Origin of the sequence: Actinobaculum massiliense, assembly GCF_001457435.1 — a bacterium.
In the GTDB taxonomy this organism is placed as follows: domain Bacteria; phylum Actinomycetota; class Actinomycetes; order Actinomycetales; family Actinomycetaceae; genus Actinobaculum; species Actinobaculum massiliense.
The window spans coordinates 91,161-117,790 of record NZ_LN881717.1 but is presented as its reverse complement, the minus strand read 5'-3'; the positions used below and the strand labels follow the sequence as shown (position 1 = coordinate 117,790).

23 protein-coding genes are annotated in these 26,630 nt (G+C 60.6%); 3 read left to right on the top strand and 20 right to left on the bottom strand.

Going from position 1 to position 26,630, the window contains the following annotated elements; genetic code table 11:
- Positions 1-39 precede the first annotated feature (39 nt).
- From BN2664_RS02490 to mihF, 8 genes are all read right to left on the bottom strand, one after another.
- Positions 40-1,452 (bottom strand): transcription antitermination factor NusB, encoded by a 1,413-nt coding sequence (locus BN2664_RS02490; RefSeq protein WP_007001797.1) that lies wholly within the window; start codon positions 1,450-1,452, stop codon positions 40-42.
- Positions 1,449-2,465: a methionyl-tRNA formyltransferase gene (gene fmt, locus BN2664_RS02485; RefSeq protein ID WP_007001798.1), complete on the bottom strand. Its 1,017-nt coding sequence runs from the start codon at positions 2,463-2,465 to the stop codon at positions 1,449-1,451. Before fmt ends, BN2664_RS02490 begins: the two co-directional genes overlap by 4 nt.
- Positions 2,466-2,593: 128 nt before the next feature.
- Entirely contained in the window at positions 2,594-4,756 is a 2,163-nt protein-coding gene (locus tag BN2664_RS02480; protein WP_007001799.1) for a primosomal protein N' family DNA-binding protein, read from the bottom strand.
- Between the two features lie 72 nt (positions 4,757-4,828).
- Positions 4,829-6,022, bottom strand: coding sequence for a methionine adenosyltransferase (gene metK / locus BN2664_RS02475; protein ID WP_007001800.1), 1,194 nt, complete (start codon positions 6,020-6,022; stop codon positions 4,829-4,831).
- Positions 6,023-6,102: 80 nt separating this feature from the next.
- Entirely contained in the window at positions 6,103-7,365 is a 1,263-nt protein-coding gene (gene coaBC, locus BN2664_RS02470; protein WP_007001801.1) for a bifunctional phosphopantothenoylcysteine decarboxylase/phosphopantothenate--cysteine ligase CoaBC, read from the bottom strand.
- A 17-nt stretch (positions 7,366-7,382) separates the two neighbouring features.
- Complete coding sequence (rpoZ, locus tag BN2664_RS08950; RefSeq protein WP_007001802.1) at positions 7,383-7,799, bottom strand: DNA-directed RNA polymerase subunit omega; 417 nt, start codon at positions 7,797-7,799, stop codon at positions 7,383-7,385.
- 75 nt (positions 7,800-7,874) lie between these two features.
- On the bottom strand, positions 7,875-8,441 hold the full coding sequence (gmk, locus tag BN2664_RS02460; RefSeq protein ID WP_007001803.1) for a guanylate kinase: 567 nt from the start codon (positions 8,439-8,441) through the stop codon (positions 7,875-7,877).
- Between the two features lie 46 nt (positions 8,442-8,487).
- Positions 8,488-8,799, bottom strand: a complete 312-nt coding sequence (gene mihF / locus BN2664_RS02455) for an integration host factor, actinobacterial type (protein ID WP_007001804.1) — start codon at positions 8,797-8,799, stop codon at positions 8,488-8,490.
- A gap of 271 nt (positions 8,800-9,070) precedes the next feature.
- Between mihF and BN2664_RS02450 the strand changes: the two genes are divergently transcribed.
- Positions 9,071-9,454: an RNA-binding S4 domain-containing protein gene (locus tag BN2664_RS02450; RefSeq protein WP_007001805.1), complete on the top strand. Its 384-nt coding sequence runs from the start codon at positions 9,071-9,073 to the stop codon at positions 9,452-9,454.
- Positions 9,455-9,606: 152 nt separating this feature from the next.
- Here BN2664_RS02450 and BN2664_RS02445 read toward each other — a convergent pair whose 3' ends face one another.
- The 10 genes from BN2664_RS02445 to BN2664_RS02400 form a co-directional block, all read right to left on the bottom strand.
- The gene (locus BN2664_RS02445) at positions 9,607-10,245 is read right to left on the bottom strand and encodes a transcription antitermination protein NusB (RefSeq protein WP_007001806.1); all 639 of its coding nucleotides are present in this window, start codon (positions 10,243-10,245) and stop codon (positions 9,607-9,609) included.
- A gap of 2 nt (positions 10,246-10,247) precedes the next feature.
- Positions 10,248-10,811 carry an elongation factor P gene (efp, locus tag BN2664_RS02440; protein WP_007001807.1) on the bottom strand — a complete coding sequence of 188 codons (564 nt, stop codon included), beginning with the start codon at positions 10,809-10,811 and terminating at the stop codon, positions 10,248-10,250.
- Between the two features lie 78 nt (positions 10,812-10,889).
- Complete coding sequence (locus BN2664_RS02435; protein ID WP_007001808.1) at positions 10,890-11,495, bottom strand: shikimate kinase; 606 nt, start codon at positions 11,493-11,495, stop codon at positions 10,890-10,892.
- Complete coding sequence (gene aroC / locus BN2664_RS02430; protein WP_007001809.1) at positions 11,492-12,703, bottom strand: chorismate synthase; 1,212 nt, start codon at positions 12,701-12,703, stop codon at positions 11,492-11,494. Before aroC ends, BN2664_RS02435 begins: the two co-directional genes overlap by 4 nt.
- A 136-nt stretch (positions 12,704-12,839) precedes the next feature.
- Entirely contained in the window at positions 12,840-13,496 is a 657-nt protein-coding gene (locus BN2664_RS02425; RefSeq protein WP_007001810.1) for a prepilin peptidase, read from the bottom strand.
- Positions 13,497-13,591: 95 nt separating this feature from the next.
- Complete coding sequence (gene mltG / locus BN2664_RS02420) at positions 13,592-14,746, bottom strand: endolytic transglycosylase MltG (RefSeq protein ID WP_007001811.1); 1,155 nt, start codon at positions 14,744-14,746, stop codon at positions 13,592-13,594.
- A complete protein-coding gene (ruvX, locus tag BN2664_RS02415) occupies positions 14,730-15,218 on the bottom strand; it encodes a Holliday junction resolvase RuvX (protein WP_308663184.1) in 489 nt (162 codons plus the stop codon). The genes mltG and ruvX overlap by 17 nt, the downstream gene beginning before the upstream one ends.
- Before the next feature lie 33 nt (positions 15,219-15,251).
- Entirely contained in the window at positions 15,252-17,921 is a 2,670-nt protein-coding gene (gene alaS, locus BN2664_RS02410; RefSeq protein ID WP_007001813.1) for an alanine--tRNA ligase, read from the bottom strand.
- A 247-nt stretch (positions 17,922-18,168) separates the two neighbouring features.
- Entirely contained in the window at positions 18,169-18,792 is a 624-nt protein-coding gene (gene rpsD, locus BN2664_RS02405) for a 30S ribosomal protein S4 (protein WP_007001814.1), read from the bottom strand.
- Positions 18,793-18,910: 118 nt separating this feature from the next.
- A complete protein-coding gene (locus tag BN2664_RS02400) occupies positions 18,911-20,254 on the bottom strand; it encodes a replication-associated recombination protein A (protein ID WP_007001815.1) in 1,344 nt (447 codons plus the stop codon).
- A 110-nt stretch (positions 20,255-20,364) separates the two neighbouring features.
- Here BN2664_RS02400 and BN2664_RS02395 point away from each other — a divergent pair, with 110 nt between their 5' ends.
- Positions 20,365-22,836 (top strand): MMPL family transporter, encoded by a 2,472-nt coding sequence (locus tag BN2664_RS02395; RefSeq protein WP_040317381.1) that lies wholly within the window; start codon positions 20,365-20,367, stop codon positions 22,834-22,836.
- Between the two features lie 84 nt (positions 22,837-22,920).
- Here BN2664_RS02395 and BN2664_RS02390 read toward each other — a convergent pair whose 3' ends face one another.
- Positions 22,921-23,691 (bottom strand): GNAT family N-acetyltransferase, encoded by a 771-nt coding sequence (locus BN2664_RS02390; protein WP_162137583.1) that lies wholly within the window; start codon positions 23,689-23,691, stop codon positions 22,921-22,923.
- Positions 23,692-23,826: 135 nt separating this feature from the next.
- On the opposite strand from BN2664_RS02390, the gene BN2664_RS02385 reads away from it, so the two are divergent.
- The gene (locus tag BN2664_RS02385) at positions 23,827-24,375 is read left to right on the top strand and encodes a DUF421 domain-containing protein (RefSeq protein WP_007001818.1); all 549 of its coding nucleotides are present in this window, start codon (positions 23,827-23,829) and stop codon (positions 24,373-24,375) included.
- A gap of 253 nt (positions 24,376-24,628) precedes the next feature.
- Here BN2664_RS02385 and aspS read toward each other — a convergent pair whose 3' ends face one another.
- Entirely contained in the window at positions 24,629-26,473 is a 1,845-nt protein-coding gene (aspS, locus tag BN2664_RS02380; RefSeq protein WP_007001819.1) for an aspartate--tRNA ligase, read from the bottom strand.
- Between the last annotated feature and the right edge of the window lie 157 nt (positions 26,474-26,630).

Here is a 26,630-nt window from a genome sequence, read left to right as displayed (position 1 = left end):
GAGCGAGGCGCTTCGGGCGAGCCGCCCGCACGGGCGCTATTACTTCTTTAGGATACGTGCCATATACATCGCATCGGCGTGATGGAGGTCCGGCCAGAGCTGCGCCGTCGTACCGGTTGACGAAACAGGAACCAACGCCTCACTGTTTGCCGTCTGCGTCACGTCGGCCACTTCCGCTTCCGGATGGCGAGCCAGGAAAGCTTCAATCACGCCGGCGGTTTCGCGCACCACCGGAGAACAGGTGGTGTAGAGCAGAACGCCACCCGGACGCACCGCCTGGTAGGCAGAGTCAAGCAACTGACCCTGGAGCTGGGTGAGCTCCTCAATATCCTCGGGGCGCTTTCGCCAGCGCGCCTCGGGACGGCGCCGCAGCGCCCCCAGGCCAGAACACGGTGCGTCCACCAGCACCCGATCGTAACCATTTGGCTCTAGATCGCCAATTTCGCGCCCGTCTCCCTCGCGTAGGGCGACGATATCGGAAAAACGTTCGACGGCTTCGGCCACCAGATCCAAGCGATGAGCGTGTGGCTCGTTGGCAAAAACCGTTGCGCCTCGCTGCGCGGCCAGCGCCGCGATCGTCGCCGTTTTCCCGCCCGGGCCCGCGCACATATCGAGCCAGCGCTCGTCGGTTCCGGCGCTGACCTCGAGATTGGCGAAAACTAGAGAAACGAGTTGCGAGCCCTCATCTTGGATCCCCGCGGCCGCGTCTTGGACTGGCCAGAGGCGGCCCGGATTTCCGTGCGCTAAAAGCACGGCCGAGGGCACCAAGTAAGGTGCCGACCACGCCATCTTCGCCCGCTCAATTCGTTCCTTGAGCGCATCAACGCTCATATCGCGGGCTCGGAGGGCAACCTTCGCCGGTTCGTTATCCGCGGCAAGAACATCTTCCAGGGCATCCTCGCGCCCGAACTGTGCCAAAGATTCGCGAAGCTCTGCCACAATCCAACGCGGATGGGAGTACCAGACAGAAAGGAATTGCTCCTTGTTGGCCGAGGTGGAGCGCAGAACTTCCCTCCAGTCTCCCCGCTCGGAAACTCGCCGCAAAATAGCATTAATGAAACCGCCGGTCCCCTGCCCCAGCTCATTGCGTGCAATGGCCACCGTCTCGTTAATCGCGGCGTGAGGCGGGGTACCCAATTCGATGAGCTGATGGCATCCCATTCGCAATAGATCCAGCACCGGCGCATCAATATCGTCCACGGGTCGATCTTGCGAGCAACGTGCGATCACCGCGTCATAGCGGCCCTGTAGGCGGAGCGTTCCATAGGTTAGGTTCGTGGCGAAGGAGGCGTCGAGTTTGTTCAAACGAGCCCGATCAATTGCTTCCGGAAGAACGAGATTTGCGTAAGCGTCATCCTCGCGCACGGCGCAGATCGTATCCCAGGCCACCAGTCGCGCCCGATCACTGCGCTTACGCTTGGGTACCCATCCGTCGTTGCGGTCTTTACTCACCTGTTCTCCTCGTCTTCCTCAATTGCGTCAAATGTGGTTCCGGCTTCTAGCCGTGCCCCTCGTAGCCACGAGCCGGCGTCCATATGTTGTTTGCCAGCGGGAGCTACGCGGGTGAGCCGTACCGGAGTACTTCCGGTACCCACCCAGCCTTCGCCGGAAATCTCGCCCGGCGCCAGATTCTGCCCTGGAGCCGAGTGCTGCTTCAGCGCGAGATCCTGCTCGAGCTCCGAGTCTTGCTCGGGCAGCGAATCATGCTGCGCGCTCGCATCAATTTCGACCGGCGCGAGCTTCACCCGGTGACCTCCGAGCGTTGTCCAGGCTCCCGGGACGGGGGTGGCAGCGCGAATCTTTGCGTCGATTGCGGTTGCCGGTTCTGCCCAATTCACGCGTGCCCACGCGCTGGAAAACTGCGGCGCATAGCTGGCTTCGCCCTGTTGCGCCACGGCCTGGGCGCTTCCGTCCGCCAGTCCTCGCAAGGTTGCGGAGAGCGTCGCCGCGCCGTCCGCCGCCAGGCGCTCGAGTAGCTCGCCGGCGGTTTCGCGGGCACCAATTGGAGTTTCTTCCCGCGCGAGGACAGGGCCCGTGTCCAAGCCCTCCTCGATCTGAAAAACGGAAACACCAGTAGTTTCGTCACCGGCGGCGAGAGCGTAGTTGACTGGCGCTGCGCCTCGCCATTTGGGAAGCAAGGAAAAATGCAGGTTAATCCATCCAAACCGCGGCACAGTGAGAAGCGCCTTGGGGATAATGAGGCCGTAGGCGACGACGGCGACGGCCTCAGGCTCCAATCCCGCAATGGCCTCTCCAATCTCGGGATCCTTGAGGCTCCGTGGGGTAAGGACCGGAATACCGAGTTCTTCGGCTCGCTGATGCACCAGCGAAGGAGTCAGGATTCGCTTTCGTCCCACCGGGGCAGGCGCGCGGGTGAGAACGGCGGCTACTTCAAAGCCGTCGTCAATAAGTCTTTCCAAGGATGGAACCGCGGTGGCCGGGGTTCCGGCAAAAAGAATTCGCACCGTCCAAGTCTAGCGGGGTGGCGCTCGCTAGCGCCTCCCGAAACCTATTAGGTGAAGCATTTTTGGCTCACATCAAGTCGGAGCATATTAATGGTTTCAAAGGGGTCATATGAATGGTTTAAATGGGCTCACATTAATGGATCGACTTCCAGGCGCAGGGGTGCACCGGCCCCGCTTCCGCGGTATCCGCCGTAGGTGCGCCGCGCCCGCGCTGTCAGTTCGGCCCCTCGTACCCTATCGGTGCGCAAATACACCGTGTATTCACCGCGTCGCTGCCCGGGAACCGGCCCGAGTAGCGCAATCCCCGGCACCAAGCTATGGACTCCGCCAACTAGCAGTGACTCCACTTCGATGTTTTCTTCGGGATCTGGGTTTTCATCGTGCCTCCCATGTTCTGCGGGCTTCCGCCGTTCCTCCGCTTCCCCCTTACCCGCCGCGAATTTGGAGCGAAGCTCGGCGCGTAGCATCCCCAAATAGGTGCGTACATTCGCCAATTCGCCGGATACCGCTAGCCAGCGAGATGCCGGCGGCAAGGCTAGTTGTGCGCGCTCCTCGAGGGATCGCCGGGCGCGCTCGCCATGATCCCACTGCGCTAGGCAGGCGACAAGATCGAGGTCCGCGTGGCCGGCGAGCATAACGTGCCCGCCCTCCCGGGCCGGGCGCACCCGCGTAATTACCCGTGCAATGCGCCGCACGAAGAGAGTCTCCGCGTCCAGGCCCGCCCCGAGTAGATAACGCGAATCGAGGATAATCGCTGCCGCATACCCTCCGGGGACCGATGGCTCTGCGCCCGGCGTGGAAACAACGATTCTTGATTCGTCTGATACTTCCGCGACCACGCCATCTGGCGAGCTGGCACCCGAGAGAATGATCCCGACGCCCGGGAATGCCCTGCCGATTTCTTCCGCCGTGCGATGTGATCCAATCCTGCGGGCACGCATTCTGCCGTAACCGCAATGCCGGCATCGCCAGTGCGCAGTCCTTGACCCGCACACGGTGCAGTGCGGCCCGCGCCCCGAATGCGGGATGCTCAAATCACCGCCGCACTCGTTGCAGGTGGCTACTTCCCGGCAGTTTTCGCAGGCCATCTGCGGAATATAGCCAGAACGGGGAACCACAAAAAGTACCGGCCCCTTCGCTAGCCCCTGCCGGGCCAGGGTAAAGGCGGGAGCGGGGATCCGCAGGGAGTCATCAGAATTCCACTGTTCGGCCGCGGAAACGCGCGGCATCACCGATCTCTTGGCCGGCGCGGTTCCCTCAATCAGCCCGGCTCCCTCGCGCACCGCCTGCGCACCCGCTTCGGAAATATATGGAGCGTAGGAGATGAACGCCGCATCTTCTAGCTCCGCGCGCAATCGCAACACATCAAAGGCTTGGCTATAGGGCGCTCTGACTTCTCGCAGAGTGTGGGCGACGTCGTCGGCAACGATAACCAAACCCAGCTTTGGTACCGGCCACCAGCAGGCCGCCCGCGTACCCACTAGAATTCTTGCCCGGCCCGAAAGGGAGAGAAGGAAATTCTCATAGCGAATTTTTTGCGGATCTTCAGAGCTCGCCACCGCCACAGTCTGCCCGAGTTCGCGGTGCAGATATTCCGCGGCGGCGTGGGCCAGGCGCTGCGTGGGGAAAACGATCAAAACCGAGCCCCCGGCGTGGAGAGTAGCCTGAGCCGCGGCGCTCACAACCTCGAGATTGCCGAACCGCCCGGGGAGCCCCGCTACCACAGCAGCTGGTTTCTTCCCCTCATTGAGGTGCCCGATTAGCTCCGGACCGCCGTCGTATCCTGCCCACGGGCCCGCCGCCGCTTCATCAGGCCGCACAGTATCTCCAGCGTCGGCGGCCTCCAAAAACTCTTTTTCCACCCGCGCGTGCCGCTCTGGAACAGCCAGACGCAAAACATCGGCAACCGTGCACGCCCAGCGCCGTGACACCTCGCGAGCAAGCTCGTAGACCTCCGCGGTGAGCACCGGGAGCGAGGAAACCACGCGGCAGAGCGGGCGCAGATGGCCACCGCTGCGAGTCTGAGAGTCGCGGCGAACAATGAAGCCGGGCACGCGCCGGCTCCCCAGTTCCACCACCACCCGCGCGCCCACAACGGCCGCGGAGTCGAATTTCTTCGGCACGAGGTAGTCAAACTCGTGGTCCAGTTGCGGGTGGGAGACGATCGGCCGCACATGAACGATAGGATTAGCCACCTCGCCGGCCACTTCCCGCGCCCGGCGAGGCACATCAAGTAGGAGCCCCTGCTCCCCTATTTCGGGTATCTCCCCTAGTCCCGCAATTTCGTCCATACACACAGGGTAGCGCGTTGCCCCGACACGGTTTTTAGTTATGCCCGCGCCAGCCGCGTCACTCCCGCCAACTTATGCGGCGCGCAGCAGCTCCTCAATGCGATCGGTCTTTTCCCAGGTGAACTCGGGAATCTCCCGCCCAAAGTGGCCGTACGCGGCCGTCTTGGCGAAAATCGGACGTTTCAAATCCAAAGAGTCGATAATGGCTGCCGGGCGCAGGTCGAACACCTTCATAACGGCGTTGCGGATCCGATCGGCCGGGACCGTTTCAGTACCGAAAGTATCGACGCGCACCGAAACAGGTTCGGCCCGCCCAATGGCGTAAGCCACCTGCACCTCGCACCGAGAGGCGAGCCCGGCGGCAACCACGTTCTTGGCCACCCACCGCGCGGCGTACGCACCCGAGCGATCCACCTTCGAGGCATCTTTTCCGGAGAACGCGCCGCCACCGTGGCGGGCGAAGCCGCCGTATGTATCCACAATAATCTTGCGGCCCGTCACTCCGGCGTCCCCCATGGGCCCGCCAATGACGAAACGCCCCGAAGGATTCACCAGGAGCTTCATCTTGTCGGTGTTCAGGTCCAGGCCTTCCTCTTCAAGCACCGGAAGAAGCACGTGGTTCTTGAGGGTATCGGCCAACCAATCAATCTGCACATTTTCATCGTGCTGGGTAGAGAGCACCACGGTGTCGAGTTCCACCGGCTTATCGCCGTCGTAACCAATCGTCACCTGGCTCTTGCCATCCGGGCGCAGGAAAGGAACCGCGCCGCTCTTTCGCACATCGGCCAGCCGCTCCGCCAAGCGGTGGGCCAGCTGAATAGGCGCCGGCATAAGGGTTTTCGTCTCATTGGTGGCGTACCCGAACATCATTCCCTGGTCGCCCGCGCCCTGCATTGAGTAACGCTCAATATCCGAGGTGCTACGCGATTCCAGGGAGTTCGCCACACCGGCCGCAATATCCGGGGACTGCTGGCCAATGGAGGTGGTGACGCCGCAGGAGGCGCCGTCGAATCCGACCGCCGAGGAGTTATAGCCGGTGCGCTGAATAGCCTCGCGCACCAGATGCGGAATCTCCACGTAGGAAGCGGTGGTAACCTCACCGGCAATGTGAACCAGGCCGGTGGTAACCATCGTCTCCAACGCCACGTGGGAATCCGGATCCTGCTCGAGCATGGCATCCAAAATGGTGTCCGAGATCAAATCGCACAATTTATCAGGATGGCCCTCCGTCACGGATTCGGACGTGAACGGCAGCAGGTACGTCATTTCTAACTCCTTGGTTTCCTCAAGACTCTGGTTTAAAAAAGTATTGCGCAGGGCAATCTCTGCTCTAGGTAAAGCTCCCCTTACCTAGTGTAGTCTCGGGCGGAACCTTCGCCGCCCGCCGCGTAAATTCTTTCCGCAATGGCGTCCACAATTACGTTCGCCATCTGCGCCTTCGTGCCGCTTGCCTGCGCCACGGTCTGCCCGTGCGAATCGAGCACGGTGATCGCCGTCGAGACATCACCGAAACCGGTAGCATCTCCCACTTCGTTGACCACCGTTAGGTCGGTGCCTTTGCGTTGAGCTTTGCGGCGCCCGTAGTCCACCACGCTGCCGCGCTCGTCACCTGTTTCCGCCGCGAAACCAATAATCAGTTGATTTTCACGACGCCGATGGTGCCCAAGATCGGCCAGGATATCGGGATTTTCCACCAGCTCGAGGATGCGCGAAGCACTACCATCTTTCTTTTGCTTCGAGCTAGCCACGTCCTTGGGCCGAAAATCGGCCACCGCCGCGGACATAATTACCACGTCCGCCTCACGCGCCGCCGCGTCCATCGCCTCATGCAGCTGGGCCGTGGAGCTCAGACGCTCAATCCTCGCACCGCGCACTTGCTCGAGAAGTGCGGTCTCCACATTCGCAGCCACGAGCCGAACCTCAGCACCGCGCGCGAGTAGTTTTTTCGCGATTTCAATTCCGAATCGACCGGAAGAGCGATTCCCCAGGAATCGTACCGGATCCAGGGCCTCACGCGTGCCGCCAGCAGAAATGGCAACCCGCGTTCCCGCTAAGTCGCTACGCATACCGAGAAGTGCGAAAGCCTGCTCAGCAATATCTTCTGGCTCGGGCATACGACCCTTGCCGGAATCTTCTCCGGTGAGCCGGCCCGAATCCGGTTCCATCACGTGAATACCGCGCCCGCGCAGGGTTTCTACATTGTCCCGGGTTGCCGGGTTCTCCCACATCTGGGTGTGCATCGCGGGCGCCACCAGCACCGGGCACTGCGCCACCAAAAGCGTATTGGTGAGGAGATTATCGGCGATTCCCAGTCGCATTTTCGCCAGCGTATTGGCGGTGGCGGGCGCTAGGATAACCAGATCCGCATGGGTTCCAATTCGCACATGGGCTACCCCAGCGGCGTCGTCGGTTACCTCCGTCAGCGCGGGATGGCCGGTGAGCGCCTCCCAGGTGGTACGACCAACGAGCGAAAGCGATTGCGGGGTGGGGATCACCGTGACGTCAATTCCCGCTTTAACGAGTAAACGCACCAGCGTTGCGACTTTATATGCCGCGATACCACCGGTGACGCCTACCACTACTCGGGGTGAACCGAGGTCCTTATCCACGTGTTTCCCTCAAAAAGTTACGCCTCAGGAGCCTCATCAGTAGCTTCCGCGGCTTCCTGCGCCTCTTCCGCGCCGGTCTGCGCCGCGTCAGAAACCACCGACTCCTCATCACGGGCCACCGCATCCTTGCCAGTAGCTTCCTCCGCACTATCTTCAGCGGCAGGAGACTTGCCGTCGATGGACCAGTCCAGCTTGTCCTCATCCAATTCGCGGAAAGCGATGGAGAGGGGCTTTTCTTCCGGGTCAGCGGAAACGAGCGCGCCGTAGGTTGTAATGTTGGCGTCCCCTCGTGCCATTTCCTGCCGATAAGTATTCACCTGACGGGCACGCTTGGAGGCGATAGAGCACAGTGCGTACTTCGACGGGATCTTCTTGAGAAGATTATCGATGGGCGGATTGGTAATGCCTTCGGGTTCCGGAACAGTTCCGAACATTGACTTCCCTTCTTGAGATAAGTCACCGACTCGCGCTCCGGGCGCGTTCGGGCTTAAAAGCTTCAGCGCTTCAGTCTAGCGGGAAATCCCAATGATTTGAAGAAGTTCATCGGTGGCACGGTTCACGCTGTCATTGACGACGACGACGTCGAACTCCCCTTCTGCTTCCAGCTCGACGCGTGCGGTTTGCAGGCGCCGCTCGATTTGCTCGGGAGTTTCCGTGCCGCGCCCGCGCAACCGCCTTTCCAGCTCCTCCGACGACGGCGGGGCGATGAAAATTTGCGTCGCCTCGGGTGCGGATTGGCGCACCTGGCGCGCGCCGGCAAGGTCAATCTCAAGAATTGCGATTTTCCCGGACGCTACCGCTTCTTCAACCGGCCCACGCGGGGTGCCGTAGCGCGCACTGCCGTGCACAATTGCCCACTCCAGCATCTGCCCGCTATCAACGAGGCGATCGAACTCCTCGTCCGAAACAAAAAAGTAAGACACCCCGTCAATTTCGCCCGGGCGCGGAGCCCGAGTGGTTGCCGAAATCGAAACCCATATTGCATCGCTTCGCTTGGTTAGCTCCGTCACCAGAGTGCCTTTACCAACCCCCGAAGGGCCAGCGATAACAAATATTTTTGAGCGCGATTCAACCATGCCCCCATGTTGCCACATCGTTGTGGCAGATGGGCAATCGCGCTAGTTAGCTCAGGCGATCAAGAAGGGAGCGCACCTGGAGCACACCGAGGCCACCAACTCGCCGGTTCGGCGAGATCTTTGCCTGCTCCATGAGGCGATCAGCTTTGATCTCCCCAACTCCGGGAAGGGCGAGGAGCATGGCGCGAACCCGCAGGCGGGCCGCCACGGGATCCGTTTTTGCTCGTTCTACGACCTCGGCAATGCCAATTGACCCGTCCTTCAAGTCTCGCCTGAGTTGCGCGCGGTCACGCCGCACCTTCGCCGCCTTGTCTAGCGCCTCTAGACGCTGCTCGTGGGATAGCTGAGGAATTGCCACGATGGATCCTCCTTGTTGGCTTGTTCCAATAACTTCAATATGGACAAAGCGCTCGAAAGGAAACCTAGCGTTTTCGCGACGCTCGAGTATCTCCCTGTGCCCCTGCCTCATCCATTTGAATGCTATTACGATAGCTCGAAAGAACGGCTTTAACACTCTTTGATCTACTGAAATTTAACTACTTTTAATTCTGGGTCCCAGCACTTGCGCCCGGGCACGCGCCCGGCTCTGTTACCCACCCCTGTCCGTCAACACGGATAAGGTTTTGACTATGGAAACCACCCGGATCGACGTTTGGCTGTGGAGCGTGCGCCAGTGTAAAACCCGCTCCCTGGCCACCAACGAATGCAAGGCAGGGCACGTTCGCATCAACGACGAACCCGTCAAGCCCGCGAGCAAAGTGTGGGTGGGCGATATTGTGCGCTACCGGGTGGCCGGATTTGACCGGATCCTCAAGGTAACCGGAATTATTACGAAGCGTGTTTCCGCCCCGCAGGCGCGTGAGAATTACGAAGATTTGACGCCCGCTCGGCCTCGCGCTTTCCTTCCGGTGGCGCAGCGCGATCCGGGAAGCGGGCGGCCTACCAAGAAAGAGCGTCGCGAGCTCGATAGGTTGTTTGGCCGCAACGCGAATTTTGGTCGTTTCGAAAGCTAGCCGCTCGTCGCTTTCGCCCCGGGCGGGCTGAGCTGGGCAAGTCAGAGCTGGGCCAGGCAATGCCCGCCGCGACATAACCGCATAAAAACTGGTGGGAGTAACTCAGAATTGAGGCTCCCACCAGCAATATTTATCTAGCGACGAGGAGGGTGCTAAAGATCCTCGCCTTCGGGCTCGTCAGACTCGGCAACGGCGTCATTCTTGGAGAGAATCTCGATGTTTCCCTCCCGAATTTCCTTCTGCAGTTCCTCGGTCAAATCCGAAAAATCAGAAGCTTCCACTTCCGCATCTAAGGCCGCGTCCGAAACTTCCTCCGGTGCCTGTTCGCCAGCAGGTTCTTCCCCGCCGGCCAGCTCACGTTCGCGAATATCGGCGACCCGGTTCAGCACTCCCATGACGAAACCAACCGACCGCTCGGTAGACATTGAACGAGCCAAATTTGCCCACTCGGGTACCAGCGCGCTACGCGGGGTGTCGAGATAGATGAATTCGGCGGTGGCCCCGCGCAAGATATTGCGGTCAACGCCATTCATTCGATCCATGGCCCAGTCTTCCGAAGCGGCCTCAATGAGCGTGTCGACGTTGGAAATATGACGCGCGTAGGCTTCGACGATGCTCGAGCCAAATTCCCCAATCGGCACCTGCGCGGTAGAAATCTCCTGGCGATCTTCGAGCAAATGCAAGATCCCCTCCTCGGAAAGGAGGTTCTTTTCATCGGCTTCGAAGAGAACGTCAAGCGCGCGATGCCGCTGGGTGGAGCGCCCCTTTTCCTTCTTGTACTTTCTGGCCATAATTAGTCGTTCGCGCGCGAAATGTATTCGCCGGTGCGGGTATCAACCTTCAGGACGTCGCCCTCATTGACGAACAGCGGCACCTGAACCTCGTAGCCGGTTTCGACCGTCGCCGGCTTGGTTCCGGCATTGGAGCGGTTACCCTGCAGGCCGGGCTCGGTGTGGGTCACCTTCAGCTCCACGGAGGCGGGCAGCTCAATGAACAGCACGCGGCCGTCGTTAGAAGCAACGGTGGCATTGTTGTTCTCCAGCAGGAAATGCGAGGCGTCGCCAACCGTTTCGGGAGAGACCGGGATCTGCTCGAAGGTGTCCTTATCCATGAAAATGTAGTCCGTGCCGTCGTTGTACAGGTACTGCATTTCACGACGATCGATGGTAGCGGTCTCCACCTTCACGCCCGCGTTGAGGGTGCGGTCAATCGTCTTACCGGTCATCACGTTCTTCAGCTTGGTGCGCACAAAGGCGGGGCCCTTGCCCGGCTTGACGTGCTGGAACTCCACGACCTGCCACATCTGCTTGTCCAGGACGAGGATCATGCCGTTCTTCAGTTCGTTTGTTGATGCCACTTGTTTTCCTTTCGAGATTTAGTCCGCCATCCAGAATACAGCCCCGTTCAAGGAAGCTCCATTTATCCGGCCACAAAACTAGCTTTCGTTGTCATTTTCATGCCGCCGCGAGGGTAGCGTGCCGTTCTCCTGAGGCGCCCGCGAGGCCCCTTCCCCGTCCGTTTCGTTGCGTGATTCAAAGGCTGCAAGTTTCTCGACGGCGGATTTCACTACCGCCCGCGCCGGCCCCGGCCCAGATTCAATTCGCATTTTCGCCACTGATTCGTACAGCGGCCGGCGCTCAGTCGCTATACGTTCCAGGTTCGCCCGCGCATCCCCCTGCAGGAGCGGGCGCTTATTGCGTGATTTGGTGACTCGCCGCAGGAGCTCATCAAGCGGTACGTCAATCAGAATCGTCGGGTAATCCGCCAGGGTAGAGCGCGTCTTTTCGGAAAGAATCGCTCCCCCGCCGAGGGAAAGCACGCCATCAAAGTGATGCAGGGCCCGGGCGATCTCTCGTTCCTCGAGTTTTCGGAAGGCGGCTTCGCCGTCGTCGGCAAAAATCTTGGAAACAGATTTACCCGCGACGGTGACCACCAGGTTGTCGGTGTCCGCGAAGGGTACCGAAAGTTCCCTCGCCAACAGCCGCCCGACGGTCGATTTGCCCGCCCCCGGAAGCCCGACGATCACCGCGCGTACGCTCACTTGCGTACCTCAGGAATGGAATCCAAGAAGCCGCGCATATTCCGCCGCATTTCCGCAATGGAATCGCCGCCGAATTTCTCCGCCACGAACTCGGCTAGGGTCAGAGCCAGCATTGCCTCGGTAATAACGGCGCCCGGCACCACCGCGCAGGTGTCTGAACGCTGGTGAATTGCGGTTGCCTCCTCACCTGTCTGCGTGTCAATCGTGCGCAAAGCGCGCGGAACGGTGGAAATGGGCTTGAAGCCAACCGTCACGCGAATGGGTTCACCGTTCGACATTCCGCCTTCGATTCCGCCCGCGCGGTTCGTCACTCGCCGGGTACGGCCATCCTCGCGTTCGATCTCATCGTGCGCGGCTGATCCGGGGCGGCGCGTGGTCTCGAAACCGTCGCCAATGGCTACCCCCTTCACCGCCTGCACGGACATCATGGCACCGGCCAGAGCCGCATCGAGGCGGCCGTGCGGGGTGGTGTAAGAGCCCAAACCTTGCGGCACGCCGTAGGCCACGGCCTCCACCACGCCGCCCAGCGTTTCTCCCGCCCGCTTAGCATCGTCGATCGCCGCCATCATCGCCGTTTCCGCCTCCGGATTTAGGCATCGCACCGGAGAGGAATCAAGTCGCTCAGCATCGCCGGGCCCGGGGATATGCCCGGATTCGTCCGCGGCGGTGCCTATGGAGAGAACATGCGAAATGATCTCAATGCCGGCCACCTGGCGCAGGAGCTGGCGAGCTACCTCGCCGGCAGCAACGCGAGCGGCGGTTTCCCGGGCCGAAGAGCGTTCCAGCACATTGCGGGCATCGTCAAAGCCGAACTTATTCATCCCGGTCAAATCCGCGTGGCCGGGCCGCGGCCGAGTGAGCTTTTTGTTTCGCGCCAGTTCGCGGGTATCGCCTTTTCCGGCATCCTTGAGTAGGGCTTGAGCCGGCACCTCATCGGTGGCCATAACTGCTTCCCACTTGGGCCACTCGGAGTTGCCAATCACCATGGCGATGGGGGATCCAAGCGTGTGCCCGTGGCGCAGACCCGAAAGAACGGTGAGCTCGTCTTTTTCAAACTTTTGCCGCGCCCCGCGCCCGTGCCCCAAGCGACGGCGTGCGAGGGCCCGCTCAATATCCGCGGTAGAAATTTCAAGCCCGGCAGGGATTCCTTCGATAAGGGAGACGAGTGCTTGCCCGTGCGATTCTCCAGCTGTAGACCACCTCAACATGATCTGTATTCTTTCATGAATATCCGACACCCGAATCACGGCTTCCCGGCATCACACTAATTAAGGTGGCAAGTTTTCTCACATATCTGTGTGCAGTTCTCTCACATATCTGGGCGTAGCGCGTTCTTCCCAGCTATTACATCCACACCAGGAACATCCAGGTAAGGCAGCTTCCGAGCACTAGCCACGGCCCCAAAGCAATGGTTCGGCGCGGATCTGAGCCGTATTGAATCATCTGGAAAGTGGTTGCACCCGCTGCAACCGCCACCCCGCAAGCGAATGCCACCAGTCCGCCGCCCAGGCCCAGCCAGAGCCCCATCACACCCATGAGCTTTGCATCTCCCCGCCCAAAAACCGTCACCCGATTAAAGGCGTAACCCAGACCGGCCTGCACGACCCCGGCGAGCAGGTTGAAATAGTTTCCTGAAATAACCGCGTTGAGGAGCGCTGGCGCGCCCGCTAGCGCCAGGAGTGGATCGGGAAGTATGCGCAGGGTTTGGTCGATGTACGCCGCTATCGCGAGGAAACCCGCTATCGCGCAACTGCACACCAGCCAGGCCACCCTCGCCTCCGCCGCTCCTATCCGCGAGGCCATACCAAGCTCGCAGAGCCGGCCAAAAGATTCCCCGAGCGGCGCTCCCAATTCGCCGGCCGGCAATGGAAACGCTGCCAACCCAGATTCGCACAGCAGGTACCAGGACGCGCAGAGGGCAGATACCGCCAGCGCAATTCCGGTGGCCCCAAGCGGGGTGAGCACGCCTCGCAGGAGGCGTTCCTTTGACCAAAATCCCATGACCTCACGCTAGGGGTGGCCTTCAGGTAGCGCGAGTTCCCATCCACAGCGCACGGCAGTACCAGTTTCGAAAAGCCCGGCTACCCGTGCGCCGGCTACTTCAAATAATCCGGGTGCGCCGCAATCCAAGCATCGAGCTCAGCCTTGAAACGCTGCTGGTCTTCGTAATTTGCCGTGAACTTTGTTTCCCCGGTCTCTAGATTCACCGTGGTGAAGTAGAGCCAATCGCCTTCGGCGGGCTGGTAAGCGGCCGCGATGGCCTCCGGGCGCGGCTGGCCGATCGGGGTTGGGGTCAGACCAGCGTGAATATAGGTGTTATAGGGATTGTCGTTAGCCAGGTCAGAGGCAGTGGGAATCCCGCCGGTCTTCCCCACTCCGTAGAGAACCGTGGAATCCATTTGTAGCTTGCCAAGCACTTCGCCGGTCTTATCAGCAAGCCTATTTTCGATAACGCGCGCGACCTTCGGATAGTCCGCGGCAGAAATCGCCTCGCGCTCGATAATGGAGGCCTTGGTGAGCACATCTTTCCACTGGTCAGCAGGAATCTTTTGCGATTCGAGGGTGCGGACTTGCTTAGCCACCATTTGCGATAGCGCGTCTTGCACGCTGGTATCCGGATCGAAGCTATAGGTAGCGGGAGCCATCCATCCTTCAATATTCCCCTCCGCCTGCGCGGGAAGCCCAATAGCGTCACCATTTTGCATGGCGGCACGCACCTCATCTTCGGAGTAGCCCATAAGGTTGACCAGTCGAGCCGTCACCTGATCTTTGGTCCATGCCTCGGGAATCGTCACTTTAATAGTGGCAATATTGGACGGATCGAGCAGCGCCAGCAAAGCCGCGTTCGCGCTCATCTTTTGGTGCAACTCGTAGGCACCGGGTTGGATCCCGGTGGCCCGCTCGTCCTTTCGGAACGCGTCAATAAAAGGTTTTTCGGAGGCGATGACGCCCGATTCGGTCAAAATTCGCGCCATATCCGTGCCGGTCGCATTTTCTGGAATAACCACCTGGATCGAGCCGGTCCCGGTTCCTTCGTAATCGGAAACGCTCCCCCCGCCGGAGAAAAGCTTTCCACCGAGCACCACGGCGGCCGCCGTCAGGATGACCACGAGGAAGAAGGTAATGACGGCGGTGGTTAGTTGGCGACGACGCCGTAGCCGGGCACGTTCACTCGCGCGGCGGTTGCGCCGCGAACTCGTACGCGCGCGGGAGCGGCTATTTTCCCCAAAATCGTCAAATACGTCGCTCATCTCCGCCGTATTCCTCCTCGAATTTCCTGGCGTCGCCGGAATCATCACATGATACCAATTCGCCCGGAGGTTGCTGAGTATTCTTCTCAGTCTCCAGAGCGAGGTCCAATATAACCACCGCGGCCATTTGATCCACGACCGCGCGATGTTTCCGCGCGGAAAGCCCCGCCTCCGCCAGTTGCGCGTGAGCCGAGACGGTCGAAAGGCGCTCATCAACAAGACGCACCGGAATGGGGGCAATCTTGCGAGCAAGTTTACCTGCCCAGTCCCGCGCGTACCGAGCCGAGGCGCCCTCGGTGCCATCCATATTTCGCGGAAGCCCCACGATGACTTCCAGGACTTGCTCGCGGCGTGCCATGCGCGCCACCCGGCGAAGGTCTGACCCATCAGCAAAAAGGGTTCGTTCCGGAACTGCCAAGGTACCCTCCGGGTTACTCTTGGCTAATCCCGTACGAGTTTTTCCAACGTCCACACCTAGCCGGATGCCGCGCCGCACAAAGCCGCCTTATTTCAGAAGCTCGAGGGCGGAGGTAACCGCCTCGTCGATCTTCGTTGCGTCGGTGCCGCCGCCCTGGGCCAGATCCGGCTTGCCGCCGCCACCGCCGCCCAGGCGCTTGGCGATATGGGATACCAAGGCCCCCGCCTTAGCCCCGTTTTTCCGCGCGCCTTCGGTGGTTGCCACCACCACGATCGGCTTGTCGTTGGCAATGCCTGTGACGATCACTACCGCATCATCGCTTCCGGGTAGGCGCCCGCGAACATCTTGAGCGAGGGTGCGAATATCGTCGGCGGAGGAAACCTCCCCCAGATCGGCCCGGAAAATACGATGCTCGCCCAGGTCGCGCCCGGCTTCGAGAATAGAATCAACACGCGAAAGTAGCTCCTGGCGGCGCAGGTTGGCAACTTCCTTTTCCGCCGCCTTCAGGCGCGCCAAGAGCGTATCGATACGCTCGGGCAAAAGCTCCGGGCGAGTCTGCAACGTCGTCGTCAACTGGGAAACGAGGGCCCGCTCGCGCGCGCCCTTCGCGTACGCGCCTTCACCCACCAGGGCGTCAATGCGGCGCACACCTGAACCAATCGAGGATTCACCCAAAATCGTAATGAGGCCGATCTCGCCGGTATCCTTCACGTGCGTGCCGGCGCAGAATTCGCGCGACCACGCATCGTCAATAGAAACCACGCGCACGATATTGCCGTACTTCTCGCCGAACAGCATTTGGGCGCCGAGCTTCTTTGCCTCTTCGATCGGGTACTCGGCGGCGGTTACCGCGAGGTTATCCTGCAAACGCTCGTTCACGCGCGCTTCCATCTCCGTCATGGTGTCCGCGGGAACTTGCGAGCCGTGGCGGAAGTCGAAACGCAGACGCGAAGGCGCATCCTCGGAACCGGCCTGGGTGGCCTGTTCGCCCAGGAATTCGTGCAGAACCTTGTGCACCATGTGGGTTGCGGTATGCGACTGCGCAATCTGGTGACGGCGCAGGGTATCGATTTGCGCGTGCACAATATCGCCCATCGCAATAACGCCTTCGGTTACCTCGCCGCGATGCACATGCAAGCCCTTGACCGGCTCCTGTACGTCGTCCACTCGGATCAGACCGCCGCCCGCCACCGAAATCGTGCCGTGGTCAGCGAGCTGGCCGCCCTTCTCCGCGTAGAACGGGGTGGCATCCAAAATAATGTCCACCTGCGAACCCGCGGTCGCCGCCGGCTGCTCCACGCCGTTCTCCAGAATCGCCACGACCTTCCCCTCGGCCGCCGATTCGGTGTAGCCGAGGAAAGCTGTATTGCCGTTCGCGGCCAAAAGCTCGTGGTACACGCGCGGATCCACGTGACCGGATTTTTTCGCCGCCGCGTCAGCGCGCGCACGCTCGCGTTGTTCGTTCATCAAGGTTCGGAAGCCCCGCTCATCCACGGCAACGCCCTGTTCCTCGGCCATTTCCAGGGTGAGGTCGATCGGGAAGCCGTAGGTGTCGTGCAGGGTGAAGGCCGCGGAGCCGGCCAGCGTCGGCTTGCCCGGCTTCTTCTTCGCCTCGGCCACCGCGTTAGCAAACATTTCCGTTCCGGTTTCCAGCGTGCGCCGGAAAGCCTGCTCTTCTTCGGTCGTCACCCGGTAAATCTGGTCAAAGTTCTTCTCCAGATCCGGGTAGGCCTCCTTCATGGAGTCCTTCGAGGTCTTCACGAGCTCACCGAGCACCGGCTCATCCAGGCCAAGCAGGCGCAAAGAGCGCACCGCGCGGCGCAGGAGGCGGCGAAGCACGTAGCCGCGCCCATCATTACCGGGGCGGACGGTGTCATTAATAAGCATCATGGAGGAGCGCACGTGGTCCGCAATCACGCGGAAGCGCACATCGTCTTCCTCATTAGCGCCGTACTTCTTGCCGGTGAGCTCTTCGGTGCGCTGAATTACCGGGAAAACCTCATCGGTTTCGTACATATTGTTCTTGCCCTGCAGCAGGAACGCGATACGTTCCAGGCCCGCTCCGGTATCAATCGCGGTTTGGTCAAGATCGCCGAGGAGCGGATAGTCGCTCCCCTGGCCCTCGCCGCGCCGGTACTGATCAAAGACCAGGTTCCAAATTTCTAGGTAGCGGTCGCCGCCCGGGTCAACCGTGCCGCCCACGGCTTCGGGGCCGTACTCAGGGCCGCGGTCATAGTGGATCTCGCAACACGGACCGGCCGGTCCCGGCTGCCCGGTGGACCAGAAGATCTCTTCGCGGGTCAGGCGCACGATGTGCTCGGGCGCAACGCCAACTTCCACCAGCTTGTTGAAAGCGACGTCGTCCTTCTCCCAAATGGTGGCCCACATACGGTCCTTTTCCAGACCGTAACCGCCCTCCTCCTGGGAGGAGCACAGCAAACCGAAGGCGAGCTCAATTGCGCCTTCCTTGAAGTAATCACCGAAGGAGAAATTTCCGCACATTTCGAAGAAGGTGCCGTGACGCGTGGTCTTGCCGACGTTCTCGATATCGTTGGTGCGGATGCACTTTTGCACTGATGCCACGCGCGGCCAGGGTGCCTCCTGCGTTCCCACGATGTAGGGAATGAAGGGCACCATCCCAGCGATGGTGAAAAGAATCGACGGGTCCGGGCTTACTAGCGACACCGACGGTTCAATGTGGTGGTCGTGCTTGGCGAAATAATCTAGCCAACGCCGACGAATCTCAGCACTGCGCATCTATTCTCCTCGATTTCTGGCGCGTTCTGCGCACATACAGAGCGAGTTTACCCGGTTGCGCGGCCCATCGCGGTTTCCACGCGGGTGAAACGTGCAACCTCGCCGCGAACTTTAGCAGGTAACGCGCTATGCATTAAAAGCAATGGCTCCCCGAGTATTTTCGGGGAGCCATTATGTTCGACGACGCCGCCGCTAACGCTTTGCGAAACCTTGCAAAATCCGCTCTAGCGCCGCCGTCAACAAGAATTTAGCGCGAGTAGTATTCGACGATGAGCTGGACGTTAGCCTCAACCGGAACCTCCGAGCGCTTCGGGCGGCGGGAAAGGCTGAACTTCAGCTTCTCAAGGTCGACGTCGAGGTACTCGGGAACCTTGGGCAGAACGTCACGGTGCGCACCCTGGGCGGCAACCATAAACTGCGGGGAAGCCTGCGACTTCGGCTTGACCTGCACAACCTGACCCGGCTTCACACGGTAGGACGGGAGGTTGACCTTCTTGCCGTCAACCAGGATGTGAGAGTGGGACACAACCTGACGAGCCTGCAGAATCGTGCGGGCAAAACCGGCGCGGAGCACCAGCGCGTCGAGGCGCATTTCCAGCAGCTCAACCAGGTTCTCACCAGCGAGGCCGTCTTCACGGCGAGCCTCGTTCCACACCTTGCGCATCTGCGATTCGCGAATGCCGTACTGGGCGCGCAGACGCTGCTTTTCCTTCAGACGTACCGAGTAGTCGGAATCCTTGGTGCGGCCGCGGCCGTGCTCACCAGGACGGTACGGACGGCGCTGCATGTAGCGCTCGGCCTTCGGGGTAAGAGCGATGCCCAGCGCACGCGACTGGCGCACCATCTTGCGCGACTTGTTTCCAGAAGCCATGAAAATCTCCTTGTATTACCTGTCAATATGCACACCCGCGCAGATCGCGGGGCGGGACCAACACATTCGGCTAAGGCCCCAGGTGTTGCGCCAGTAAAAACGCAACCTGTGAATACTATCAGTTTTCCGGGTGGAGAATCGAGCGGATTCTCGCCAATCTGGCTGTGACTTGCGCTTCGTATCCGTGGTCGGTGGGTTCGTAGTAGCGCTCTCCCACCAAGTCTTCCGGCATGAATTCCATGGGAGCCACCCCGCCATCAAAATCGTGCGCGTAGCGGTAGCCCTTGCCGTAGTTCATCTCCTCGGCACCCTTGAACGACGCATTACGCAACGCGAGGGGTACCGCCCCGCCCTTTCCCGCCCGCACGTCCGCGATCGCCTTATTGATCGCATTGTACGAGCGGTTCGACTTTGGTGCGGTTGCCAGGTGCGTTACCGCCTCAGCCAAAATAATGCGTGCCTCGGGCATGCCGACCATGGCCACCGACTGCGCGGCGGCGGTGGCGGTTTGCAGGGCGGAAGGGTCGGCCATACCAACGTCTTCTGCGGCGGAAATCATAAGCCGGCGCGCAATAAAACGCGGGTCCTCTCCCGCTTCGAGCATGCGGGCCAGGTAATGCATGGCCGCGTCCACATCGCTACCGCGGATTGATTTTATGAAGGCAGAAATGACCTGGTAGTGATCGTCGCCGTCGCGGTCATAGCGCACGGTTGCGCCATCGGCGGCGCGCGAAACATCCTCTACCTCAATTGTTTCTGAGCCACGTTGGCGCGCACCGTCGGAGGCGGCCTCCAAAAGAGTCAGCGAGCGCCGCCCGTCAGCGCCTGCCAGACGAACGAGGTTGTTTCGAGCCTCCGACGTTATTTCGAATTTGCTGTCTAGGCCGCGTTCGTCGCTCATGGCGCGGTCCACCAGCTTGCCAATTGCCTCGGCGTCGAGCGCGTTGAGCGTCACCAAAAGGGAACGCGAAAGTAGCGGCGAAACTACCGAAAACGCGGGGTTTTCGGTGGTTGCGGCGACCAGAATCACCCACCCGTTTTCCACCGCGGGAAGAAGCGCATCCTGCTGGGTTTTGGAAAAGCGATGGACCTCGTCAATAAACAGCACGGTTTCGGAGCCCTGCGTCACCAGCGCCCGGCGCGCCGCCTCAATTGCCTGGCGCACGTCCTTGACGCCGGCCGAGGTAGCGGAAAGCTCAACAAAACGCCGCTTACCCGCGTGGGCAATCAAATAGGCGAGGGTTGTTTTTCCCACACCGGGAGGCCCCCACAAGAACACCGAAGACGGTACCGAACCCTCCCCCGGTTCAATCAGGCGCCGCAGCGGAGCGCCGGGCTGAAGGAGCTTTTCCTGCCCAATCACTTCTTCAATGGTGCGCGGGCGCATGCGCACCGCAAGCGGCCCGTGCTCATTTAGCGGCACGCCGCGCTCATCCGTCGAAGCACTTTCAAAAAGATCCACGTCTCCACCATAGCGGCCCGCTCCGACACGCTTCGAGCGCTGTTTACCTAAAATTCTCCCTTCTGCCGAAATGTGTGGTCAGCCACGGATTACACGGCAATAATAAAGATATGTTCTCTGCTTTTGGTCGTATGTCTGTTCATCATCCCTGGAGAGTTATCTTCGCCTGGGTCGTGGTTGCGGTGCTTGCGCTGATCGCCGCTTTCTCCGGTTTCGGGCAAGGCGGCCTCTTTGACCGCCTCAGCAACGCGGACAATTTTGCGGAAGGCACCGAAGCTCAGAACGTTTCAGACATCCTCGCCGAGGAGGACGACACCGCCGTCACCGCGGTTGTTTCGAAGGTTTCCGACGCCGCCGCGCTCACCGATCCCACCCAGCAACTCGTGACAGATCTCCAAAAAATCGAGGGCGTGAGCGCGGTTTCGCCAGAGAGTTTGAAAGCAACAATTCTCGAGGAAGCGGCCAAGCAAGGCGAACAAGCCGCGCGCGATGAATACGCCAAGGCGCAGGCCGATGCCAAAGCACAAATGGAACAGGAAATCGCCGCGCAGGTGAAGGCTCTGGTGGCCCAGGGCGTGCCGGCGCACATGGCACAAGAGCAGGTGACCGCCGCCGTCGAGCAACAAATGGCGGCCCAGCCCCAGCCCTCAGAGGAAGAGGTGCTGGCCCAGGGGCGCGAGGCAGCTATTGAGGAAGCTACCCCGCAGGCGGAGGAAGCGGCCGGCAAATTCGAATCCGAGGACGGCTTCGTCGTCGTCGCCACGATTTCTCCGGACGTGGACCAGGACGCCATCGAAGAACAGGTGCTCGCCACCATGCGCGGCTACGAAAGCACGGCGCAAGCGAGCGGCGCGGACGTTGCCCTCACGTCTTCCTCACTCGCGGTCAAGGCACTCAATAAGACCGCGCAATCAGACCTCGTGCGCGGCGAGGCGATCGGCCTGCCGGTGGCGCTGGTGCTCATGGTGCTGGTCTTCGGCGGAATCCTCACCGCCCTCATGCCCATTGGCGGGGCGCTTGCCGCAATTGCTATTACCCTCGGCGCGATTTGGGCAATGACCTTCTTTATGGGCGCGGATATTTTCGTGCTCAACGTGGTCTCGATTATTGGTCTCGCGCTCTCGATTGATTATGGGCTGCTCATGGTTTCCCGCTACCGCGAGGAAATCAACGCCCGCCTGGAGGCGGCCGGATATTCCACCGAAAAGGGCGGCAAGCTTCCCGAGGCCGGCGAGCTGCGCACCATGATGGCAAGTGCCCAGGTGCGGACGGTGGAAACCGCGGGACGCACGGTGTTCTTTTCCGCGGTGACGATCGCGATTGCGGTGCTCTCCTTGCTGTTCATTAAGTCCGCGATTATGCGCGAAATCTCCATCGGCGGTTTCCTCGTGGTGCTCCTGGCGGTGTTTTCCGCGATCACCCTGGTGCCTTCGTTGCTCAGGATCGCCGGGGCGCGCATTGTGAAACCTTCGGTGGTGGAGAAACTGCCCGGTATGCACAAGGTGCTCGCGGTCATGGGCGATACCCACACCGACCACGGTGTATTTTCGAAGATTGCGCACTGGGTGCAACGCCGCCCGTGGGTGACGATGCTCGGGGTTATCGCGGTGCTCGTGCTTTTCGCGATTCCGATCGGCAACGGTCACCTGCGCACCGACCCCTCGTCCTACGTTCCTGAAAGCACCGAAGCCGGCCGGGCTTTGAGTCAGCTCGATGAGCACTACCCGGAACTGACCACCCCTGAGGTAACAATTCTGGTTGACGGCGACGAAGCGCTGGTGAACCGCGAACGTGAGTTTGCGAGCGGGTTGGATAACGTAATTGCGGTCTCCGAGGCGGAAGAGCTTCCGGGCGATTGGACCCGCATTGACGTGAACCTTGACGTGGAGGATCCGGTGGGCGCCGAAGCCACCGCGGTCGTGAAGGAAATTCGCGCCCACAGCGCGGGCGAAACCGTGATGGTGGGTGGCGGCGCCGCCACCCAAATGGACTTCAACCAGGTCATTGCCGACGGCGCACCTTACGCCCTCGCCACGATTGCCGTGGTGGTAACTATTCTGCTCTTCCTTATGACGGGTTCGCTGGTAATTCCGATCAAGGCCTTTATTACCAACGGACTGTCGCTGGTGTCTTCTCTCGGCTTGACCATGTGGCTGTTCCAAAACGGCTACCTGGGCCTTCCCCAAGTGAATGGCATGACGGCATTCGTGGTTGCCTGCGGGCTTGCCTTCGGCTTCGGCCTGGCCATGGACTACGAGGTGTTCCTGGTGGCCCGCATGAAGGAATACTGGGATCACGGGGAAACCAATGATCGCGCGGTGTCGCTGGGAATGCAGCGCTCCGGGCGCGTTATTACCTCCGCCGCGGCAATCATTATTGCGGTGTTCATTGGATTCGTTTTCGGTGATCTTTTGCCGATCAAGGAAGTGGGCGTATTCCTCGCCATTGCCGTGTTCTTGGACGCCACCCTGGTGCGAATGCTCCTCGTTCCGTCCACCATGACGATTCTCGGCAAATGGAACTGGTGGGCTCCGAAGTGGATGACGAAGATCCACCAGAAGCTAGGTATCTCTGAGGGGTAATTATCGGTCGCGGAGCTGGATCAGGATATTTCCCTTGAGCACCGCTTTCGGGCTCTTCCTTGGCTGTCGAAGAGGACAAAAAGTTTAGTGCGGCCGTAGCGGGGAGGCGGAATAAATCCTCAAGGTGGGGCCTTCTTGCCAGCCGAGCTTATTGTACAGCGCCCGCGCGTGATCGTTTTCGGCCCACATTCCGAAGGCCACCACATCGGCGTCCTTAAATTCCTGGCGCGAAGCGCCGGCCATGAGGGCACTGGCAAGACCCTGCCCACGATAGTCCGGCAAGGTGCCCAAGCCTTCCAAATAGCTGACCGTTTCTCCGCTCGCGAGGCTAGCGCTCGAAGCGCCAATAACCGCGGCGATTTCCCCATCGGCTTCGCTAGCGATTCCCCACCAGCGCAAATCGTCCGGATGCCGAAACGCGTCCGAGTAGGGGTTTGCCACGCGAAGGATATTCTTCGCTGTCTCGGCGCCCGCTACTCCGGGGAGCAACTTTGCTCGTTCCTCGCCCGGCTGTTGCGCGAGCTCCTCAATGCTCCAGAAGAACGTCCAGGCCGCCTCGCGGCGCTCGGGAAGCGCCGCGCGAACCTTTTCGCTCAAGAATTCTTCAGTGCCCGCGGTGAGGTTGGCATGTTTCAGTTCGCCGAACTCCCCGATCCCCTCTTCGAGCGCCGCGGCGAGGTTTTCTGGATTTCCAACCCCGAGGAGGAAGGCTCCCCCGTTCGAAACTCTCCACGCGGCCTGTGCGGTTTCGTAAAGTGCGGTCATGCTGGAGGCGTCACGCCCCGCATCTCGCTCATCTTTCCAAAAAATCGATTCGTCTACCGGTTCCTCGAGGTGCTTTGAAACAAAATCCACGGGGTTTAGCCTATACCGCCCCAAGAACACGCGGAACTCGCGCATGCCCACGGGCGCATTCCAGCCGGTGAAGCTCTTGGCGAGTCCGAAGCACAAGAACTAACTCGAAATCTCGCGAAACGCCATAATGGGAACATGTCTTCTCTTGACGATGCTCCATTTTGGCGCCTCATTGCGATGACCCCGCGCGAAGCGCTGGTCATCGTGCTCGGCACGGTTGCCATGTACGCCTTCCTGGTTATTTTGCTTCGCCTCTTTGGCCGGTCCCTGGGGCGCCGGCTGGCACTTCCTGATATCGCGGCCGGCATTATGTTTGGCGCCATTGCCGCCCGCGCCAGTTTGGGGCAAACCCCCACTGTCGCCGCGGGCATCCTCAGCCTTATCACCCTCATTGTGTGCCAGCTGATTTCCACCGCGCTCGGGCTACGCGGTGAACGCCACGGTAAATTTGGTCCGCGTCCGGTACTGCTCATCGCGCACGGCAATGTGCTGGCCGATGCTCGCACCAAAGGGCACGTCACCAAAGCCGAGATCTGCTCGGCATTGCGCCAGGCCGGGATTCGTGACCTGAGCGAAGTGCAGGCGGCTATCCAAGAACCCAGCGGCGCATTTTCAATTATTCGCGAGGGAAAGCCAATCGATAAACGCTTGCTCGTGGGCGTGCGCGGGGCCGAGGCGCTGTAACTTAGCTACGCTGTAGATCAACTGCGCTGTAAATTGGCCGCGCTGATACCTGTATGCCTTGGCATAAATAATTCGATAAAAATCAAAAAGTCTCTCCGCATAGAAGCGCTCCCCGAAAGTAAGAACCCTTCGGTCCAACTTTCGGGGAGCACCTCAAAGCCTCTCGGCTCAATATTCTGGCCTGGAGCAACCTGCACCCAGCAAATGAGGCATCACGCCCCACGGCGGATAAATAACCTGCCCGGCCTGGAACTTACTTGCTCTGTTTCGCCTCGCCGGTAGCGTCGGCGTCGGCCGCTTCAACCGGAGCGCCCGAGGCATCAACCTCGACCCGCTCCTTGGGCTGGGCGTCCACACCGGCCTCCTTGCGCTGCTGAGCGGTAATCGGCGCCGGGGCATCCGTGAGCGGATCCCAGCCGTTACCGATCTTCGGGAAGGCAATCACGTCACGAATTGAAGGCGCGTGCACCATAAGCGACAAAATGCGATCCCAACCAAAAGCGATTCCGCCGTGCGGCGGGGCGCCGAACTTGAAGGCCTCCAGGAGGAAGCCAAACTTGGTTTGCGCGTCCTCTTCGGAAAGGCCCATCACCTTGAACACGCGCTCTTGCACATCGCGCTTGTGGATACGGATGGATCCGCCACCGATCTCGTTGCCGTTGAGGACGATGTCATAAGCGTTCGTCAATGCGCTTTCCGGATCGGTATCGAAGGTATCTTCGCAATCCGGCTTCGGTGCGGTGAAGGCGTGGTGGACGGCGGTCCACTTTGAACCGAGGGCCACATCTCCTTCCGCCTTGGCCTCTGAGGATGGCTTGAACATCGGGGCATCAACCACCCACACGAACGCCCACTCGTTTTCGTCCATGAGGTTGCAACGCTTACCGATTTCCAGGCGCGCCGCGCCGAGAAGCTCGCGAGAGAACTGCGGCTTGCCAGCGGCAAAGAAAATGCAGTCGCCGGGCTTGGCGCCGGTCGCTTCGGCCAAGCCCGCCCGCTCGGATTCGGAAATGTTCTTTGCCACCGGGCCGGCCAGGGTGCCATCCTCGGCGATTGTCACGTAGGCCAGGCCGTGCGCGCCGCGCGCCTTCGCCCACTCCTGCCACTTATCGAACTGGCGACGCGGCTGGGAGGCTCCACCCGGCATCACCACGGCACCGACATACGGGTTCTGGAATACCCGGAACGGGGTGTCCTTGAAGTATTCGGTGAGGTCCACCAGCTGCAGGCCAAAGCGCAGATCCGGCTTATCCGAACCGTACTTTTCCATGGCGTCCTTGAAGGTCATGCGCGGAATCGGCGTGGCGATATGCACGTCGATCAGCTTGAAGACCTCCTGCAGAACGTGCTCCGCCACGTTGATTACGTCTTCCTGATCTACGAAAGACATCTCAATATCCAGCTGCGTGAACTCCGGCTGGCGATCAGCGCGGAAATCCTCATCGCGGTAGCAACGCGCAATCTGGTAGTAGCGCTCCATTCCACCCACCATGAGCAACTGCTTGAACAGCTGCGGGGACTGCGGAAGGGCGTACCAGGTGCCCGGGTTCAGGCGGGCCGGAACCAAGAAGTCGCGCGCACCCTCCGGCGTCGAACGGGTAAGAGTAGGGGTCTCAACCTCCACAAAATCATGCGAATCGAGAACGTCGCGCGCCGCCTTGTTCACCTTCGAACGCAAGCGCAACGCCTTCTGTTCGTAGCTGCGGCGCAGATCCAGGTAGCGGTACTTTAGGCGCACGTCCTCGGAAACCTTGCCCGCGTCCTCGGCGTGATCGGATACCTGAATCGGCAACGGTGCGGCCGGATTGAGGATCTCCACGTCCTCGGATTCCACCTCGATCTCGCCGGTTGCCAGCGAGGGGTTCGCGTTTCCTTCGGGGCGCTCGCGAACAATTCCGGTGACCTTAATGCAGTATTCGTTGCGAAGCTCGTGCGCGATTTCCTCGCGGAGCGTTACCTGGGCAACGCCCGAAGCATCGCGCAAATCGATAAATGCGATGCCTCCGTGGTCGCGCCGGCGATCCACCCAGCCGGCCAGGGTGACAGTTTCGCCAACGTCCGAAATGCGCAGGGAACCTGCGGTGCGGGTACGTAGCACGTTTCCTCTTTTCAATTCTTGGTATTTTCTGGTGCCGCGAGACGGGCGGCCGCCGCTGTGCCCGCGAGACGGGCGGGCACCTGATAACTTTACCTCTGCCCGGGCGTTCTTTCCGAGCCGGCGGCGCACGCAACGGCACCGCGCAACAAAAGCGCGC

What these genes read in the sequence shown, in the direction of transcription:
- BN2664_RS02385 (WP_007001818.1), top strand. Translation starts at nt 23,827, where the DNA reads ATGTCTTCTCTTGACGATGCTCCATTTTGGCGCCTCATTGCGATGACC.
- rpoZ (WP_007001802.1), bottom strand. Translation starts at nt 7,799, where the DNA reads ATGTTCGGAACTGTTCCGGAACCCGAAGGCATTACCAATCCGCCCATC.
- aroC (WP_007001809.1), bottom strand. Translation starts at nt 12,703, where the DNA reads ATGTTGAGGTGGTCTACAGCTGGAGAATCGCACGGGCAAGCACTCGTC.
- alaS (WP_007001813.1), bottom strand. Translation starts at nt 17,921, where the DNA reads ATGCGCAGTGCTGAGATTCGTCGGCGTTGGCTAGATTATTTCGCCAAG.
- BN2664_RS02395 (WP_040317381.1), top strand. Translation starts at nt 20,365, where the DNA reads ATGTTCTCTGCTTTTGGTCGTATGTCTGTTCATCATCCCTGGAGAGTT.
- BN2664_RS02450 (WP_007001805.1), top strand. Translation starts at nt 9,071, where the DNA reads ATGGAAACCACCCGGATCGACGTTTGGCTGTGGAGCGTGCGCCAGTGT.
- mltG (WP_007001811.1), bottom strand. Translation starts at nt 14,746, where the DNA reads ATGAGCGACGTATTTGACGATTTTGGGGAAAATAGCCGCTCCCGCGCG.
- gmk (WP_007001803.1), bottom strand. Translation starts at nt 8,441, where the DNA reads ATGGTTGAATCGCGCTCAAAAATATTTGTTATCGCTGGCCCTTCGGGG.
- BN2664_RS02445 (WP_007001806.1), bottom strand. Translation starts at nt 10,245, where the DNA reads ATGGCCAGAAAGTACAAGAAGGAAAAGGGGCGCTCCACCCAGCGGCAT.
- metK (WP_007001800.1), bottom strand. Translation starts at nt 6,022, where the DNA reads ATGACGTACCTGCTGCCGTTCACGTCCGAATCCGTGACGGAGGGCCAT.
- rpsD (WP_007001814.1), bottom strand. Translation starts at nt 18,792, where the DNA reads ATGGCTTCTGGAAACAAGTCGCGCAAGATGGTGCGCCAGTCGCGTGCG.
- BN2664_RS02480 (WP_007001799.1), bottom strand. Translation starts at nt 4,756, where the DNA reads ATGGACGAAATTGCGGGACTAGGGGAGATACCCGAAATAGGGGAGCAG.
- BN2664_RS02425 (WP_007001810.1), bottom strand. Translation starts at nt 13,496, where the DNA reads ATGGGATTTTGGTCAAAGGAACGCCTCCTGCGAGGCGTGCTCACCCCG.